Genomic DNA, 13,727 nt, shown 5'->3' on the forward strand with positions numbered 1-13,727 from the left:
CCCTGCAACAGTTCTACCGCGTCCCCTCTCTCACCCCTGGCCTAATGCCCAGCCGCTCACCTACGGTCGCCACAGTCCATCCCTGGGGACGGCGGGCATGAAACGGGTACTGGCGATCATCCTGGGCGGGGGAGCGGGTACCCGCCTCTACCCGCTCACCAAGATGCGGGCAAAACCAGCCGTTCCGCTGGCGGGGAAATATCGATTGATCGATATCCCGATCAGCAACTGCATCAATAGTGAGATCAACAAGATCTACGTGTTGACACAGTTCAACAGTGCCTCCCTCAACCGGCATCTGACCATGACCTACAACCTCTCGGCCGGTTTTGGCCAGGGTTTCGTTGAGGTGCTGGCCGCCCAGCAAACTCCCGACAGCCCCAGCTGGTTTGAAGGCACGGCCGATGCCGTGCGCAAGTACCAGTGGCTGTTCCAGGAATGGGATGTCGACCACGTGCTGATCCTCTCCGGTGATCAGCTCTACAGGATGGACTACAGCCGCTTTGTGCGGCACCACATCGACAGCGGCGCTGACCTTTCGGTGGGGGCGCTGCCCGTGGATCCGGAGCAGGCCCAGGGCTTCGGACTGATGCGCACCGATTCCGAGGGCCGCATTCAGGAATTCCGGGAAAAACCCAAGGGTGAGGAGCTGGAGGCGATGCGTGTCGACACCCAGAGCCTGGGCCTGTCGGCAGAGGAAGCGGCCAGGCGCCCGCACCTCGCCTCGATGGGGATCTACGTGTTCAGCCGCGACATCCTCTTCGATCTGCTCAACTCCCACCCAGCCGCCAAGGACTTCGGCAAGGAGATCATCCCGATCTCCCTCCAACGCGGGGACAATCTGCAGACGTATCTCTTCGATGACTACTGGGAGGACATCGGCACGATCGGCGCTTTCTACGAAGCCAATCTCGCCCTCACCCAGCAGCCTAATCCGCCGTTTTCCTTCTACGACGAGAAGTTCCCCATCTACACGCGTCCCCGCTACCTGCCGCCGAGCAAGCTGCAGGACGCCCAGGTGACCGAATCGATCATCGGTGAAGGGTCCCTGCTGAAGGCCTGCAGCATTCACCGGTGTGTGCTTGGCGTGCGTTCCCGGGTCGAAGACCAGGTGGTGCTCCAGGACACCCTGGTGATGGGCGCCGATTATTTTGAATCCTCCGAGGAGCGCGATGCCCTGCGGGAGCGTGGTGCCACACCGATCGGGATCGGACAGGGCACCACGATCAAGGGAGCGATTGTGGACAAGAATGTGCGCATCGGCGAAAATGTCACAATCACCAACAAAGATCGCATCGATGAGGCCGATCGGCCGGAGCTCAACTTCTACATCCGCAACGGCATCGTGGTGGTGGTGAAGAACGGCACCATTGCCGATGGCACCGTGATCTGACTCCCGCCGCTGGATCATCGTTGCCCAGTTGCAGTTTTGCTGCTCGCTTCTCGCCTCTGGCCGCCGAGAGGCAGCCCGGTGCCTCAGGATCTGGAACCCATGACACAGCATCCTGATGTTGTGACGGTTCTGGACGCTGCGCCCCTTGCCTGTTCACACTGAGCGAAAGCTACCTGCAACTTTCATGGGAACGGCACATTTCGGCCTCATCGGGCTGGGTGTGATGGGCGAGAACCTGGTGCTCAACGCAGAGCGCAACGGGTTTTCAAGCGTCGTCTACAACCGCACCGTCGCCAAGACGGACGCCTTCCTCGCCGGCCGGGGCGCGGGCAAGGACATCAGCGGTGCCAGCACCCTCGAGGAGTTCGTGGCGGCCCTGGAGCGGCCCCGCCGGATCCTGATGATGGTGAAGGCGGGTCAGCCCGTGGACGACATGATCGCCACGATCTCACCGCTCCTGGAAGAGGGCGATCTGCTCATCGATGGCGGCAATTCGCTGTTCGCCGACACCGAACGGCGGGTGAAGGAGCTGGAGAGCCTGAGCTTCGGTTACATCGGCATGGGGGTGTCGGGCGGTGCCAAGGGCGCCCTGGAGGGGCCGAGCATGATGCCCGGCGGCACCCGCGCTGCCTACGACGCCATCGAGCCCCTGGTGCGCAAGATGGCAGCCCAGGTGGACGACGGTCCCTGCGTGACCTACATCGGTCCTGGCGGTGCCGGTCACTTCGTCAAGACCGTGCACAACGGCATCGAGTACGGCATTGAGCAGATCCTGGCCGAGGCCTACGACCTGATGAAGCGGGTCGCCGGACTGGACGGCGACCAGATGGCGGCTGTGCTCGGCCAGTGGAACCAGAGCGAGGAACTGGCCTCCTACCTGGTGGAGATCACGGAGGTGTGTCTGCGCACCAAGGACCCCGAGACCGGCGCGGATCTGGTGGAACTGATCGTGGATGCCGCCGGCCAGAAGGGCACCGGCCTGTGGACCGTGGTCAGCGCCCTGGAGATGGGTGTGCCGGTGCCCACCATCTACGCGGCCCTCAATGCCCGGGTGATGAGCTCGCTGCGCGAGGAGCGCCTGGCGGCCGAGGCCGTGATCCCCGGGCCGGCACGCCACAGCTTCGATCTGGGCAGTCCCGACGACGCCATGGCGCCCCTGCGCGATGCCTGCACCGCCGCCTGCGTGGTGAGCTACGGCCAGGGGATGGCGCTGCTGCAGGAAGCCTCGCGGCTGTACGACTATCAGCTCGACTTCGCCGCCATCGGCCAGATCTGGAAGGGGGGCTGCATCATCCGGGCCCGCCTGCTGCAGCGCATTCAGAACGCCTACAACGCCAACCAGGAGCTGCCCAACCTGATGCTGGATCCCTGGTTCGCGGCCCAGATCAACCGCTGTCTGCCCGGCCTGCGACAGGTGGTGGCCGGAGCCGCCCAGGCCGGCATCCCCGTGCCCTGTCTGTCGAGCACGCTCGACTACATCGACAGCTACCGCAGCGGCCGCCTGCCCCAGAACCTGGTGCAGGCCATGCGCGACTGCTTCGGCTCCCACACCTACGAGCGGCTGGATCGGCCCGGCTCGTTCCACACTGAGTGGTTGAGCTGAGCGCCTCGATGAGCACCCTGCACCCCCCTTCCTCCCCCGCTGCCAACTACCGCCTGGAGGTGGTGGCGTCAGCCGAGGCCCTGGCGCGTCGCTGCTCGGAGACGATCGCCTCGGCGATCGACCTGGCCCTGGCGGAACGGGACCGCTGCCAGATCGCCCTGGCCGGGGGGCGCACACCAGCTGCCACCTACCGCCTTCTGGGCCAGCAGCATCTGCCCTGGGAGCGGGTGGATGTGCTGCTTGGCGACGAGCGCTGGGTGAGTGCCGATGACGAGGCCAGCAATGCCCGCCTGCTGCGCACCACCTTGATGGCCCCAGGGCCCGGGCACGACGCACGCCTGCATCCGGTGCCCACCCAGCTGGCCAGCCCCGAGCAGGGCGCCGAGGCCTACGGCGCCACCCTGGTCCAGCTCTGCGCAGGCACTCCTCCGGTGCTGGATCTGGTGCTGCTGGGTCTGGGAGACGACGGTCACACCGCCTCACTGTTCCCCGGCACCAGCGCCACCCGTGTGCGCGACCGGCCCGTGGCCGTGAGCGAGGGCAAGGGCATGCCGCGGATCACTCTCACCGCGCCGGTGCTCTGCGCCGCTCGCCAGGTGGTGTTTCTGGTCAGCGGCAGCGACAAGGCCCTGGCTCTCAACCGTCTGCTCGATCCAGCCGAGCCCTCCGAGCGCACCCCGGCCCGGCTGGTGCGGCCGGCAGCGCCGGTGCTGGTGTTCGCCGACAATGCAGCGGCGTCGCGCTGAATCCCGTGCTCGAGATCACCGCCGGAGCTGGGTTCAGCGGCTGGCACGCCCTCAACGACACAATCATGGGCGGCCGCAGCCAGGGGGAGTGCCGGGTTGGACCCGGTGGCCTGGTGTTCGAAGGCGAGGTGATCGCCGAGGGCGGCGGCTTCATCAGCTGCCGATCGCCGGTGTTCTCCCCGCCCCTCGATCTCTCCGCCCACGAGGGGCTGGAGCTCGAGCTGAGCGGTGAGGGTCGCCGCTTCAAGCTGGCGGTGGCCTGCGCCGACGGTGTGGCCGGTCTCACCGAGCTGATCCCGGGCGGGTTGCGCTGGGTGTGTGAATTCCCCACCGAGCCCGAGGGCATCACCAGGCTGCGTCTGCCCTTCGCACAGCTGAGCCCCTCCGTGCGAGCCCAACCCCTGGGCCTGCCGCTGCGCTTCCAGGCAGGGCGGGTGAACCGGCTGCAGGTGCTGCACTCGCGCTTCGGCGACGACGGCTCCGCCAACAGCGGCTTCCGCCCCGGCCCCATCCACTTCAGCCTGCACGCCATCCGTGCCTACCCCTGAGCTGCCGCCGCCGGCGGAGCTGTGTGCGCTGGTGGCCGCCGCCGCCGATCTCTGCCGCCGGCCACTGCGCCATGGCGTGCGCTGCCAGGAGAGCACCGCCGCCGGGGCCCCCGCAGAGCGCGCCGCCGAGGCCCTTCAGGAATGCTGCCTGCTGCTTGAGGCACGCGATGCCGCCGGCGAGCGCCTGCCAGCGGACGACCTGGAGTTGGATCTCTACCCCAGCGGTGTTGACCTGCATCTCACCCTCGCCTGGTGCGCTGATCAGGATCGCCCCCTGCTCTGGCATGGAAGCCACCCGGTGTGGTTGCGCGGCGACAGCGGCGCGCGCTGCGAGCGGCCAGCCGCAGGCGCCCCCCTCGAGGCCTTGGCCCGCCGCCTGCGGGCGCTGCTGGTGGGCGGTTGATCCGGGGGGCGGGGGGTATGGGGCTCAGCGGTTGGCGCTGAGTTCGCTCTGATCGGTTACCGCCCCCAGGCTGCTGGAGCTCACCAGACGCGCGTATTTGCCCAGCACACCGGTGCGGTAGCGGGGCTCGGGCTTCACCCAGGCGGCCCGGCGCCGGGCCAGCTCCTCCTGGTTCACATGGAGCTGGATCAGCAGCTGGTTGGCATCCACGCTGATGCTGTCGCCCTCGTGCACCAGGCCGATGGTGCCGCCCACGGCGGCCTCGGGGGCCACGTGGCCGATCACCAGGCCGAAGGAGCCCCCGGAGAAGCGCCCATCGGTGATCAGGGCCACCGAATCGATCAAGCCCTGGCCCACGATCGCGGCGGTGGGGCTGAGCATCTCCCTCATCCCAGGCCCCCCCACCGGTCCCTCGTTGCGCACCACCACCACATCGCCGGGGTGGATCTGCTTGTCGAGGATGGCGGCGAGGCAGGTCTCCTCGCTCTCGAACACCCGGGCCGGCCCCGTGATCACCGGGTTCTTCACCCCGCTGATCTTGGCCACTGCACCCTCTTCGGCCAGGTTGCCCTTGAGGATGGCCAGGTGACCCTTGGGGTAGAGCGGATTGCTCAGCGGCCGGATCACGTCCTGGTCCGCGGGCGGCTCGGAGGGCACGGCGGCCAGCACGTCGCGAAGGGTCTTGCCCTCGATCGTTTGGCAGTCGCCGTGCAGCAGGCCGGCATCGAGCAACAGCTTCATCACCTGGGGGGTGCCGCCGGCGTTGTGCAGATCCACGGTCACGTAGCGGCCGCTGGGCTTGAGATCGCAGATCACCGGCACGCGCTGGCGAATCGTTTCAAAATCCTCGATGGCCAGCGGCACGCCGGCGGTGCGGGCCACAGCCAGCAGATGCAGCACCGAGTTGGTGGATCCCCCCACCGCCATGATCACGCTGATGGCGTTTTCAAAAGCTTCGCGGGTGAGCAGATCCCGCGGACGGATGTCGGCCTCGATGGCCTGCATCAGCACTTCGGCGCTGCGGGCGGCGCTGTCAGCTTTCTCGGGGTCTTCGGCTGCCATCGTGGAGCTGTAGGGCAGGCTCAGGCCCATCACCTCAAAGGCGGCACTCATGGTGTTGGCAGTGAACATTCCACCGCAGCTGCCGGCACCGGGACAGGCGTTCTTCTCGATGGCGTTGAGTTCGTCCTGGTCGATCTGGCCGCCACTGAACTGCCCCACCGCTTCAAAAGCACTGACAACGGTGAGATCACAGGCGCCCAGTTTTCCGGGCTTGATCGTGCCGCCATACACAAAAATGGCGGGAATGTTCATGCGCGCCATGGCCAGCATGGCCCCGGGCATGTTCTTGTCACAGCCCCCGATCGCCAGCAGAGCGTCCATGCTCTGGGCGTTGCAGGCGGTTTCGATCGAGTCGGCGATCACCTCTCGGCTCACCAGGGAATACTTCATCCCCTCGGTGCCCATGGAGATGCCATCACTCACCGTGATGGTGCCGAACATCTGGGGCATGCCACCGGCATGATGGGCGGCCTGTTCGGCCCGCCGGGCCAGGTCGTTCAGGCCCAGGTTGCAGGGTGTGATGGTGCTGTAGCCGTTGGCGATGCCGACGATCGGCTTGCTGAAGTCGTCATCACCAAAGCCCACCGCCCGCAGCATGGCCCGGTTGGGGGAGCGCTGAATCCCCTGGGTGACGGCGGCGGAGCGGAGCATGGGGAGCGGGCAGCGAGGCAGATCAGCAACCTACCCAGCGGCGGTGTCAGCCCTGGGGCTGCAACTGCTCAAGCTGGCGGCGCACCGCCTCGATCGCCTGGTTGAGTTCGTGCACCTTGTCGTGCAGCGCTTTGTCATGGGCCGTTGCCTCCCCCACCGACTGGGAGGAAGCGGGGGAGCGCAGCAGCGGCTCGTCGTGGGGATCGGCGCCGCCCTGCAGGCGCGAGAGCGCCAGGTTGCGCTGTTGCCGGGCGGCCAGTCGCCGCCGTTCGGCCACAGACAACAACCACCAGGCCAGGCCAGCGGCGCCGAGCACAGCACCGGCCACGGCACTGGCCAGGAGTGCGGAACTCTGATCGCAGGGGACAGCGCTGCCGGCATCCGGTCGGGCCCGATCCGCGGCGACGCGATCCTGAGGGGGGCGGTCAGCCATGGGACTGGATGGGGACGGGGAGGGTTGGACAGAAGCGCTGAGAGGCGCTGGGCGGCAGCGGGCCAGGTGGAGAGCCTAGGCAGTCGTCGCGGCCATGTCCGCCAGGCACGCACCGAACAGCCGTTCGCTCACCTGGCCGATGCCGGGACTGATGCAGCCGTCTGCGCTGAGCTCAGGATCGATGCAGGCGGTGTAGAGGGTGAGGTCCGCGAACGTCTCGCCCAGCCGCTTGAGTCCTGGACTGGCAGCCAGGGCGGTGATCACGCGCAACCTGGGGCCGCTCACACCACGCTCGCGCAAGGCCGCCAGCAGGGCATCCAGCTCGCCATCAATGCCCACCTCGGCGGCGAACACCAGCACACCACAGCGCGCATCAATGCTGGCCAGGGGCAGGGGCTGGCCGCAGTGCAGATGCTGCACCCGGGCTGCAGGCAGCACCGCCTTGGCGCCATCCCACAGACCCAGTCCCTCGGGGCAGAGGGGAATAGCCAGGATCGGCACCGAGACGTCCACCACCTGGCCTTCGCAGCAGGCCAGGTCGGTCTCGACGCTGATGGGGCGATGGGGCAGCCAGTCCCGCAGGGCCTCGTAGGTGAGCCAGCGCCCCAGTTCAGCAGTGGCGGTGCCGTAGAGCGGGGCGGGGGTGCGGCGGTCACGCAGCACCGAGAGCCAGTGCCCGATCAGGGGGTGGGGGGGGACCACCACCCGCAGGGTCATCGCCATGGTTGCCATAACTTGAACCTGCACCGTAGGAGCGCACCCATGTCCAGCCCCCCGCCCTTGAGCGGCGTCCTGCCGCGGCTGGCGCCGTCGGTACTCCTGAGCCTGGCGCTGACACTGGTGCTTTGCTCCGCCGGCCTGCTGCTGGCAGCGACACCGGCCGCAGCGATCACGGCACCGGAGCTGCGGGGCCAGCGGGCCCAGCAGGATCTCCAGCCCGACATGCACGGTCGCCAGCTGCTGCAGGCGGAATTTCTCAAGGCCGCGCTGGAGGGCTACGACTTCAGCGAGGCTGACCTGCGGGGTGCGGTGTTCAACAACAGCAACCTGCAGGGGGCCGATCTGAGTGGCACCAATCTCGAGGATGTGGTGGCCTACGCCACACGCTTCAACGACAGCGACCTGCGCGGTGCGGTGTTGCGGAACGCGATGTTGATGCAGAGCCGGTTCGGCGGTGCCCGTATCGACGGAGCCGACTTCACAGACGCGGTGCTGGATTTGCCCGAGCAGAAGCAGCTCTGCAAGCGGGCTAGTGGCACCAACCCGCTCACCGGCGTGAGCACCCGCGACAGCCTGGATTGCCGATGAACGCGTCCACCATGGGCCCATCCAGTCTCAAGACCGAGACGGCCATCAGCCCGGCGGGTTCAGCGTCAGCCGGACGACTGCCTGTGACGGTGGTGACCGGTTTCCTGGGGGCCGGCAAGACCACCCTGCTTCGCCGCTTGCTGCTGGGCAGTGGCCAGCGGCTGGCGGTGCTCGTGAATGAGTTCGGCGAGGTGGGCATCGATGGCGACCTGCTGCGCAGCTGCGGCTTCTGCCCGGAGGAGGAGCTCGACGGTCGCCTGGTGGAGCTCACCAATGGCTGCCTCTGCTGCACGGTGCAGGACGATTTCCTACCCACCATGACCACCCTGCTGGAGCGGGCGGATCAGCTCGACGGGATCGTGGTGGAAACGAGCGGACTGGCCCTGCCCGAGCCCCTGGTGGCTGCCTTCCAGTGGCCTGAGATCCGCTCGCGCACGCGGGTGAACGGCGTGGTCACCGTGGTCGATGGCGAAGCCCTCGCTGCTGGTGCGGTGGTGGCCGACCCCGCCGTGCTCGAGGCCCAGCGCCGGGCCGATCCCAGCCTCGATCACGCCACCGCCATCGACGAGCTGTTCGCCCAGCAACTCGCGTGCGCCGATCTGGTGCTGATCAGCCGGGCCGACTGCGTGGATCCCGCCCAGCTGGAGCGGGTGCGCGAGCGGCTGCAAAGCCAGATCCGCCCCGGCACGCCTGTGCTGCCGATGGCGCGGGGCGCCGTGGCACCGGAACTGGTGCTGGGACTCGACCATGACCCACACAGCCACAGCCACGATCACGATCACAAGCACGAGCACGAGCACGAGCACCATCACCACGTGGCGATCGAGGCGAAGGCCCTGCGGCTCGCCGGAAGGTTTGAGCGCGCAGCCGTGGAGCGGGCCCTGCGCCAGTTGATCCAGAGCCACGGCGTGGTGCGTCTCAAGGGTCGACTGCGCCTGAGCGGCAAGGCCAGGGTGCTGGAACTCCAAGCTGTGGGCCCGCGGCTTGAGAGCTGGTTCAGCGACCCGGCAGGCCGTCAGCCCGATGCGGCACCTGGCCTGGAGGTGGTGGTGCTGGGGTTTCAACTGCCAGCTGATGACCTGCAGACGACCCTGGCCGCCCTGCTCGGCTGATGGGGGAGGGGCAGCGACCCTTCCATCAGACCCTTCAGTCGAGGGGGATCTCCCCCTTGGCGCAGATGCCGTCCCAGCACAGAGCGGTGTCGGCGCTCCAGTGGGGTTGCACGGGGACCCAGCCGCGACCTCCCCGCAGCATGCGCACCAGGCCCCGGCCGTCGTGCTCAAACCACACCTGCTCCCGGCCCACCACCAGGCTCCAGCGCTGACCGATGCTCTCGATCCGCATCAGGCAGTCCCGCCAGGGGCCCCCGTCGAGACGGCACTGCAAGGCCACCGGGGGCAGCTGCCCATCGGCCCGACTGGCTGCTGGCTCAATCCCTCCGAGCAGCACGGCCGCCAGCACTGCCACCAGCACCCCCATCCCGGGTCTTCCCAACCAGAGCCGGCAGGCCGAGGGGCTGGAGGCAGCTGACACCGGCACCACCGCATCTGCTTTCAACCTGCGCCGCAGGGGCAGGCGGAAGGCCGTTGGACTGCCAAGATTTAACAAAATCCGGCTCTTCCGTGCCCACCTATCTCGCTCGTGTTCAGGTCTCCCTGAGACCATCGGTGCTCGACCCCGCCGGGGAGGCCACACGCGCAGCGGCGGCCCGGCTGGGGGTTGAGGGTGTGCGCAAGCTGCGCATCGGCAAGGCCATCGAGCTGGAGCTGGAGGCCCCCGATCGGGCCACCGCCCAGAGCCAGCTGGAGCTGCTCAGTGATCGCCTGCTGGCCAATCCCGTGATCGAGAACTGGAGCCTGGAGATCCGCGAGCCTGCAGGGGGGAAACGGGCATGAACGTGGGGGTGGTGGTGTTCCCCGGTTCCAATTGCGACCGGGATGTGCGGTGGGCTCTGGAGGGCTGCCTGGGGCTGCCGACAACCTTTCTCTGGCACGCCCAGAGCGACCTCGATGGCCTTGACGCCGTGGTCATTCCCGGCGGCTTCAGCTACGGCGACTACCTGCGCTGCGGGGCCATCGCCCGCTTCGCCCCGGTGCTGGAGGCGGTGCAGCGGTTCGCCACGAACGGCGGGCCAGTGCTGGGAATCTGCAACGGGTTTCAGGTGCTCACCGAGATGGGACTGCTGCCTGGAGCCCTGACACGCAACGCCGGCCTGCACTTCATCTGCGAGCCCACTGAACTGCAGGTCAACCCTGGCCACTGCCGCTGGCTGCAGGGCTACGGCGCCGGCGCCTCCATTCGTCTGCCGATCGCCCACGGGGAGGGGCGCTATCAGTGCGATAGCGAGGAGCTGCGCCGGCTGGAGGCCAATGGCCAGGTGGTGCTGCGCTACGCCGCCAACCCCAACGGATCGATGGGGGATGTGGCGGGCCTCACCAACGCCGCCGGAAACGTGCTGGGGCTGATGCCCCACCCCGAGCGCGCCTGTGATTCCGTCACCGGTGGGCTGGATGGGCTGCCGCTGCTGGCCAGCCTGCGCCAGAGCCCATGAAAAAAGGCCCCGGCAGGGGCCTGATCAGCGGCAGGGAGGCTCAACCTCCCGCTGGGAGGCGGCTGCCTCAGTTGACGGCGGCGAAGAAATCCTTCGACTTCACCGGGTCAGGGTTCATGGTCTTGTCACCGGGTTGCCAGTTGGCGGGACACACCTCGTCGGGGTGACTCTGCACATACTGGAAGGCCTGCAGCACCCGCAGGGTCTCGTCGACGCTGCGGCCCACGGGCAGGTTGTTGATCGTGCTGTGCGCGATCACGCCCTCGGGATCGATGATGAACAGACCGCGCAGGGCCACGCCGGCCTCCTCATCGAGCACGTTGTAGGCGCGGGCGATCTCCTTCTTGAGGTCGGCCACAAGGGGATAGTTGCACTCTCCCAGGCCACCGCTGGTGCGCTCGGTCTGCACCCAGGCCAGGTGTGAGAACTGGCTGTCCACCGACACGCCCAGCACCTCGGTGTTGCGGCTGGTGAAATCGGCGTAGCGGTCGGAGAAGGCGGTGATCTCCGTGGGGCAGACGAAGGTGAAGTCGAGGGGGTAAAAGAACAGCACCACGTACTTGCCGCGGTACTGACTCAGAGAGACATCCTTGAATTCCTGGTCCACCACCGCAGTGGCGGTGAAGTCCGGGGCCTGGAGACCGACAAGTCGGGACATGCTCGCTGAAAAGGGTGAAAGGGCTGACGGACTGGAGAACGGGCTCAGGGCTGGTGGTTCAGCGCCGAAGCCGAAACTGCTGAGCGCCGAGACTGGCCAGATGGAGAACCGGACTGCGACGGGCAACAGCTGCGAAAAACAGCTGGACGCGACTGGCAGGCGCTTCTAGTAGGCGAACTCGTACCGACTTCCAGTTGTCTTTGACAAGTTATCACAACCGCCCTTCGGCTGGGCCATAGGCTGACCTCAGAGCGGCATTCGTCCATGACCTGGGATCCAGCGGTCTTGCGCAAGCACAACACCACCAGTCACTTTCGCCTGCTCAGCCAGCTGCGCGGCGAACTGAGGGACAACCCCCTGGTGAGACCCAAGGAGGGCGAGCGCATCGGCGAGGTGAACCGCAGCAAATCCCTGGTGCGGGCGGTGGAGAACAAGATTGCCAGCATGGCCCGCAGCCGCCGCTCCGGTGGCCCCGAGCCGCGTCGCTGAACGCCATCCCCCTCACACCATGGTCCTGGTTCAGCGCGAGGCTCCCTACCCCCACTGGGAGTTCAGTGACCCCGGCAGTGGCGACCTGCTGCGGGTGGTGCCCGAACGCGGCGGCCTGATCAGCGGTTGGCGCAGCGGCGGGCGCGAGCGGCTTTACCTGGACCTGGAGCGCTTCAGCGACCCGGCCCTGTCGGTGCGTGGTGGGGTGCCGGTGCTGTTTCCGATCTGCGGCGGCCTGCCGGGCGGGGTGCTGTCCCTGAGCCAGGGTCGCTTCTCCATGCCCCAGCACGGCTTCGCCCGCGACCTGCCCTGGCTGATGCGCCCCCTCGAGGACGGCCGTGGCGTGGCCCTGGAGCTGGAGCACTGCGGCGCCACCCTGGCGCACTACCCATTCCGCTTTCAGCTGCAGCTCGAGGTGCGGCTGGCGCCCCGCGTTCTCGAGATCAGCGCCGAGGTGCGCAACCAGGGCGAGCAGACCATGCCGTTCAGCTTCGGGCTGCACCCCTATTTCGCCATCGCCGATCTGGCCACGGCGCGGTTCGAAGGGCTTCCGGCCCGCTGCCTGGATCAGCGCACTGGCCAGGAGTGCAACACCGACCAGCAGCTCGATCTGCTGGCCGAGGGCATCGACCTGCTGGCTGGCCCTGCCCAGGCGGTGCGTCTGCTCGACCCCAGCGCCGGCACAGCGCTGGAGCTGGAGACCACCGCCCCCCTTGATCTGGTGGTGATCTGGAGCGACCCGCCCCGACCGATGGCCTGCCTGGAGCCCTGGAGCGCTCCCCGCGGTGCCCTGGCCACTGGTAAGCGCCGGCTGGAGCTGGGGCCTGGGGCATCGATGCGCCTGAGCAGCCGTTACCGGGTTCTGGCCTGAGGCCTGGCGGCGCACGCGTGTGGCTCTGGAGGAGCCCATGGCCTTGCAAATGAGCCTTGCTAATGAGAATCGCTTGCAAAAGGGGCCCTGGTCGATCTAGGTTGCGATCAGTTCTCAACAAGCACCGCTGCGCTCGTGATGGGGTTCCGCTTTCTGCCCGACGATCCCGTGGCTGCCGTCCGCGTCCCCGCTGGTCAGTCCGTACTGATCGACTCCAACCTGCACTCGGCCTGCAGTTCCATCGAAGTTCTGGAAGGGGTGGCCCGCGTCTACTGCCCCTGCGAGGAAACCGAGGGCATGACCATCGCCTTCCTGCAGCCCGGAGATCACCTGCGCACCGATCGGCTGTGCAGCGAGGGCGTGTGCGTGGAGGCCCTCACACCCCTGTGCTTCCGCAGTCAGGGGGCGATCGCCGACCTCCAGGGCTTCGATGCTGTCAACGAGTGGACCCTGCAGCTGCTGCGCATCCGTCACCTGGGGTCGGCCGAACAGCGCCTCCATGCCCTGTTGGCTCTGTTGGTGAACAGGTTGGGCCGGCGCTGCGGCGAGTGGTGCGACCTGCCCTTCCGGCTCACCCATGAGCGCATCGGCGAGCTGATTGGCACCACCCGCGTCACCACCACCCGGCTGATCTCCCGATTCCGCAGCGCCCAGCTGCTCGAAGTGCCCAGTGGGACTTCAGGGTTGCGACTGGCACCGTCCCTGATCGAAACAGCTCCTCTGGCGGCCTGATGGATCTGGCCATGCCCACCGTCACCTCTGCCCACAGCCTGCTCGGCAGCCTCTGCCGGGAAGCAGATACGTCCCGCCAGCGCTGCCGCCAGCTTCTCCACTGTCTGCAGCGTTGCCAGGATGACCGTCTGGGCACCCGCCTGCGCCTGGAACTCGACCACCTGCACCAGCGCCGCCGCGACCTGCTCAGCGCCGCCCGCAGCTGGCAACGTCGCGGAGTCCGGGATCAGCTGGCCCTGGCCTTTCTGATCGAACTCTGCAGTCGTCCCCTCACCTGAA

The 13,727-nt window shown here is 67.6% G+C and carries 18 protein-coding genes; 13 read left to right on the top strand and 5 right to left on the bottom strand.

What is annotated here, in order from left to right:
- The first annotated feature begins 97 nt into the window (after positions 1-97).
- The 5 genes from KBY96_RS04345 (at position 98) to KBY96_RS04365 (ending at position 4,693) form a co-directional block, all read left to right on the top strand.
- Positions 98-1,393, top strand: a complete 1,296-nt coding sequence (locus tag KBY96_RS04345; protein ID WP_254977992.1) for a glucose-1-phosphate adenylyltransferase — start codon at positions 98-100, stop codon at positions 1,391-1,393.
- Positions 1,394-1,577: 184 nt separating this feature from the next.
- Positions 1,578-2,996 (top strand): NADP-dependent phosphogluconate dehydrogenase, encoded by a 1,419-nt coding sequence (gene gndA, locus KBY96_RS04350; RefSeq protein WP_254977993.1) that lies wholly within the window; start codon positions 1,578-1,580, stop codon positions 2,994-2,996.
- An 8-nt stretch (positions 2,997-3,004) separates the two neighbouring features.
- A complete protein-coding gene (pgl, locus tag KBY96_RS04355) occupies positions 3,005-3,742 on the top strand; it encodes a 6-phosphogluconolactonase (RefSeq protein WP_254977994.1) in 738 nt (245 codons plus the stop codon).
- Positions 3,743-3,747: 5 nt separating this feature from the next.
- A complete protein-coding gene (locus tag KBY96_RS04360) occupies positions 3,748-4,290 on the top strand; it encodes a CIA30 family protein (protein ID WP_254977995.1) in 543 nt (180 codons plus the stop codon).
- Positions 4,277-4,693, top strand: a complete 417-nt coding sequence (locus KBY96_RS04365) for a hypothetical protein (RefSeq protein ID WP_254977996.1) — start codon at positions 4,277-4,279, stop codon at positions 4,691-4,693. Before KBY96_RS04360 ends, KBY96_RS04365 begins: the two co-directional genes overlap by 14 nt.
- 24 nt (positions 4,694-4,717) lie before the next feature.
- On the opposite strand, the gene ilvD is transcribed toward KBY96_RS04365, so the two are convergent.
- The 3 genes from ilvD to KBY96_RS04380 form a co-directional block, all read right to left on the bottom strand.
- A complete protein-coding gene (gene ilvD, locus KBY96_RS04370) occupies positions 4,718-6,406 on the bottom strand; it encodes a dihydroxy-acid dehydratase (protein WP_254977997.1) in 1,689 nt (562 codons plus the stop codon).
- A 46-nt stretch (positions 6,407-6,452) separates the two neighbouring features.
- Positions 6,453-6,839: a hypothetical protein gene (locus KBY96_RS04375; RefSeq protein ID WP_254977998.1), complete on the bottom strand. Its 387-nt coding sequence runs from the start codon at positions 6,837-6,839 to the stop codon at positions 6,453-6,455.
- Positions 6,840-6,914: 75 nt separating this feature from the next.
- A complete protein-coding gene (locus tag KBY96_RS04380) occupies positions 6,915-7,562 on the bottom strand; it encodes a uracil phosphoribosyltransferase (RefSeq protein WP_254977999.1) in 648 nt (215 codons plus the stop codon).
- A gap of 39 nt (positions 7,563-7,601) precedes the next feature.
- On the opposite strand from KBY96_RS04380, the gene KBY96_RS04385 reads away from it, so the two are divergent.
- Positions 7,602-8,147 carry a pentapeptide repeat-containing protein gene (locus tag KBY96_RS04385; RefSeq protein WP_254978001.1) on the top strand — a complete coding sequence of 182 codons (546 nt, stop codon included), beginning with the start codon at positions 7,602-7,604 and terminating at the stop codon, positions 8,145-8,147.
- On the top strand, positions 8,144-9,259 hold the full coding sequence (cobW, locus tag KBY96_RS04390) for a cobalamin biosynthesis protein CobW (protein ID WP_254978002.1): 1,116 nt from the start codon (positions 8,144-8,146) through the stop codon (positions 9,257-9,259). Before KBY96_RS04385 ends, cobW begins: the two co-directional genes overlap by 4 nt.
- 34 nt (positions 9,260-9,293) lie before the next feature.
- Here the strand turns inward: cobW and KBY96_RS04395 are convergent, their stop codons facing one another.
- The gene (locus tag KBY96_RS04395) at positions 9,294-9,680 is read right to left on the bottom strand and encodes a hypothetical protein (protein WP_254978003.1); all 387 of its coding nucleotides are present in this window, start codon (positions 9,678-9,680) and stop codon (positions 9,294-9,296) included.
- A gap of 89 nt (positions 9,681-9,769) precedes the next feature.
- Between KBY96_RS04395 and purS the strand changes: the two genes are divergently transcribed.
- Together purS and purQ are read left to right on the top strand one after the other, a co-directional pair.
- A complete protein-coding gene (gene purS / locus KBY96_RS04400) occupies positions 9,770-10,042 on the top strand; it encodes a phosphoribosylformylglycinamidine synthase subunit PurS (RefSeq protein WP_254978005.1) in 273 nt (90 codons plus the stop codon).
- Positions 10,039-10,698, top strand: a complete 660-nt coding sequence (gene purQ / locus KBY96_RS04405; RefSeq protein ID WP_254978006.1) for a phosphoribosylformylglycinamidine synthase subunit PurQ — start codon at positions 10,039-10,041, stop codon at positions 10,696-10,698. Before purS ends, purQ begins: the two co-directional genes overlap by 4 nt.
- A 67-nt stretch (positions 10,699-10,765) precedes the next feature.
- Here purQ and KBY96_RS04410 read toward each other — a convergent pair whose 3' ends face one another.
- Positions 10,766-11,356, bottom strand: coding sequence for a peroxiredoxin (locus tag KBY96_RS04410; protein ID WP_254978007.1), 591 nt, complete (start codon positions 11,354-11,356; stop codon positions 10,766-10,768).
- Positions 11,357-11,620: 264 nt separating this feature from the next.
- Here KBY96_RS04410 and KBY96_RS04415 point away from each other — a divergent pair, with 264 nt between their 5' ends.
- The 4 genes from KBY96_RS04415 to KBY96_RS04430 all read left to right on the top strand — a co-directional run bounded on the left by KBY96_RS04415 (position 11,621) and on the right by KBY96_RS04430 (position 13,726).
- Positions 11,621-11,845, top strand: coding sequence for a hypothetical protein (locus KBY96_RS04415; RefSeq protein ID WP_254978008.1), 225 nt, complete (start codon positions 11,621-11,623; stop codon positions 11,843-11,845).
- A gap of 19 nt (positions 11,846-11,864) precedes the next feature.
- Positions 11,865-12,716 (top strand): galactose mutarotase, encoded by an 852-nt coding sequence (locus KBY96_RS04420; protein ID WP_254978009.1) that lies wholly within the window; start codon positions 11,865-11,867, stop codon positions 12,714-12,716.
- Positions 12,717-12,854: 138 nt separating this feature from the next.
- Entirely contained in the window at positions 12,855-13,448 is a 594-nt protein-coding gene (locus KBY96_RS04425) for a Crp/Fnr family transcriptional regulator (protein WP_254978010.1), read from the top strand.
- A gap of 11 nt (positions 13,449-13,459) precedes the next feature.
- Complete coding sequence (locus tag KBY96_RS04430; protein WP_254978011.1) at positions 13,460-13,726, top strand: hypothetical protein; 267 nt, start codon at positions 13,460-13,462, stop codon at positions 13,724-13,726.
- Position 13,727: the final 1 nt, after the last annotated feature.

Source organism: Cyanobium sp. ATX 6A2, from assembly GCF_024346355.1.
In the GTDB taxonomy this organism is placed as follows: domain Bacteria; phylum Cyanobacteriota; class Cyanobacteriia; order PCC-6307; family Cyanobiaceae; genus NIES-981.

Bases quoted from the DNA above. Each gene is read 5' to 3' on its own strand.
- KBY96_RS04345 (WP_254977992.1), top strand. From the start codon at position 98: ATGAAACGGGTACTGGCGATCATCCTGGGCGGGGGAGCGGGTACCCGC.
- gndA (WP_254977993.1), top strand. From the start codon at position 1,578: ATGGGAACGGCACATTTCGGCCTCATCGGGCTGGGTGTGATGGGCGAG.
- pgl (WP_254977994.1), top strand. From the start codon at position 3,005: ATGAGCACCCTGCACCCCCCTTCCTCCCCCGCTGCCAACTACCGCCTG.
- ilvD (WP_254977997.1), bottom strand. From the start codon at position 6,406: ATGCTCCGCTCCGCCGCCGTCACCCAGGGGATTCAGCGCTCCCCCAAC.
- KBY96_RS04375 (WP_254977998.1), bottom strand. From the start codon at position 6,839: ATGGCTGACCGCCCCCCTCAGGATCGCGTCGCCGCGGATCGGGCCCGA.
- KBY96_RS04380 (WP_254977999.1), bottom strand. From the start codon at position 7,562: ATGGCGATGACCCTGCGGGTGGTGGTCCCCCCCCACCCCCTGATCGGG.
- KBY96_RS04385 (WP_254978001.1), top strand. From the start codon at position 7,602: ATGTCCAGCCCCCCGCCCTTGAGCGGCGTCCTGCCGCGGCTGGCGCCG.
- cobW (WP_254978002.1), top strand. From the start codon at position 8,144: ATGAACGCGTCCACCATGGGCCCATCCAGTCTCAAGACCGAGACGGCC.
- purQ (WP_254978006.1), top strand. From the start codon at position 10,039: ATGAACGTGGGGGTGGTGGTGTTCCCCGGTTCCAATTGCGACCGGGAT.
- KBY96_RS04410 (WP_254978007.1), bottom strand. From the start codon at position 11,356: ATGTCCCGACTTGTCGGTCTCCAGGCCCCGGACTTCACCGCCACTGCG.
- KBY96_RS04415 (WP_254978008.1), top strand. From the start codon at position 11,621: ATGACCTGGGATCCAGCGGTCTTGCGCAAGCACAACACCACCAGTCAC.
- KBY96_RS04420 (WP_254978009.1), top strand. From the start codon at position 11,865: ATGGTCCTGGTTCAGCGCGAGGCTCCCTACCCCCACTGGGAGTTCAGT.
- KBY96_RS04425 (WP_254978010.1), top strand. From the start codon at position 12,855: ATGGGGTTCCGCTTTCTGCCCGACGATCCCGTGGCTGCCGTCCGCGTC.
- KBY96_RS04430 (WP_254978011.1), top strand. From the start codon at position 13,460: ATGCCCACCGTCACCTCTGCCCACAGCCTGCTCGGCAGCCTCTGCCGG.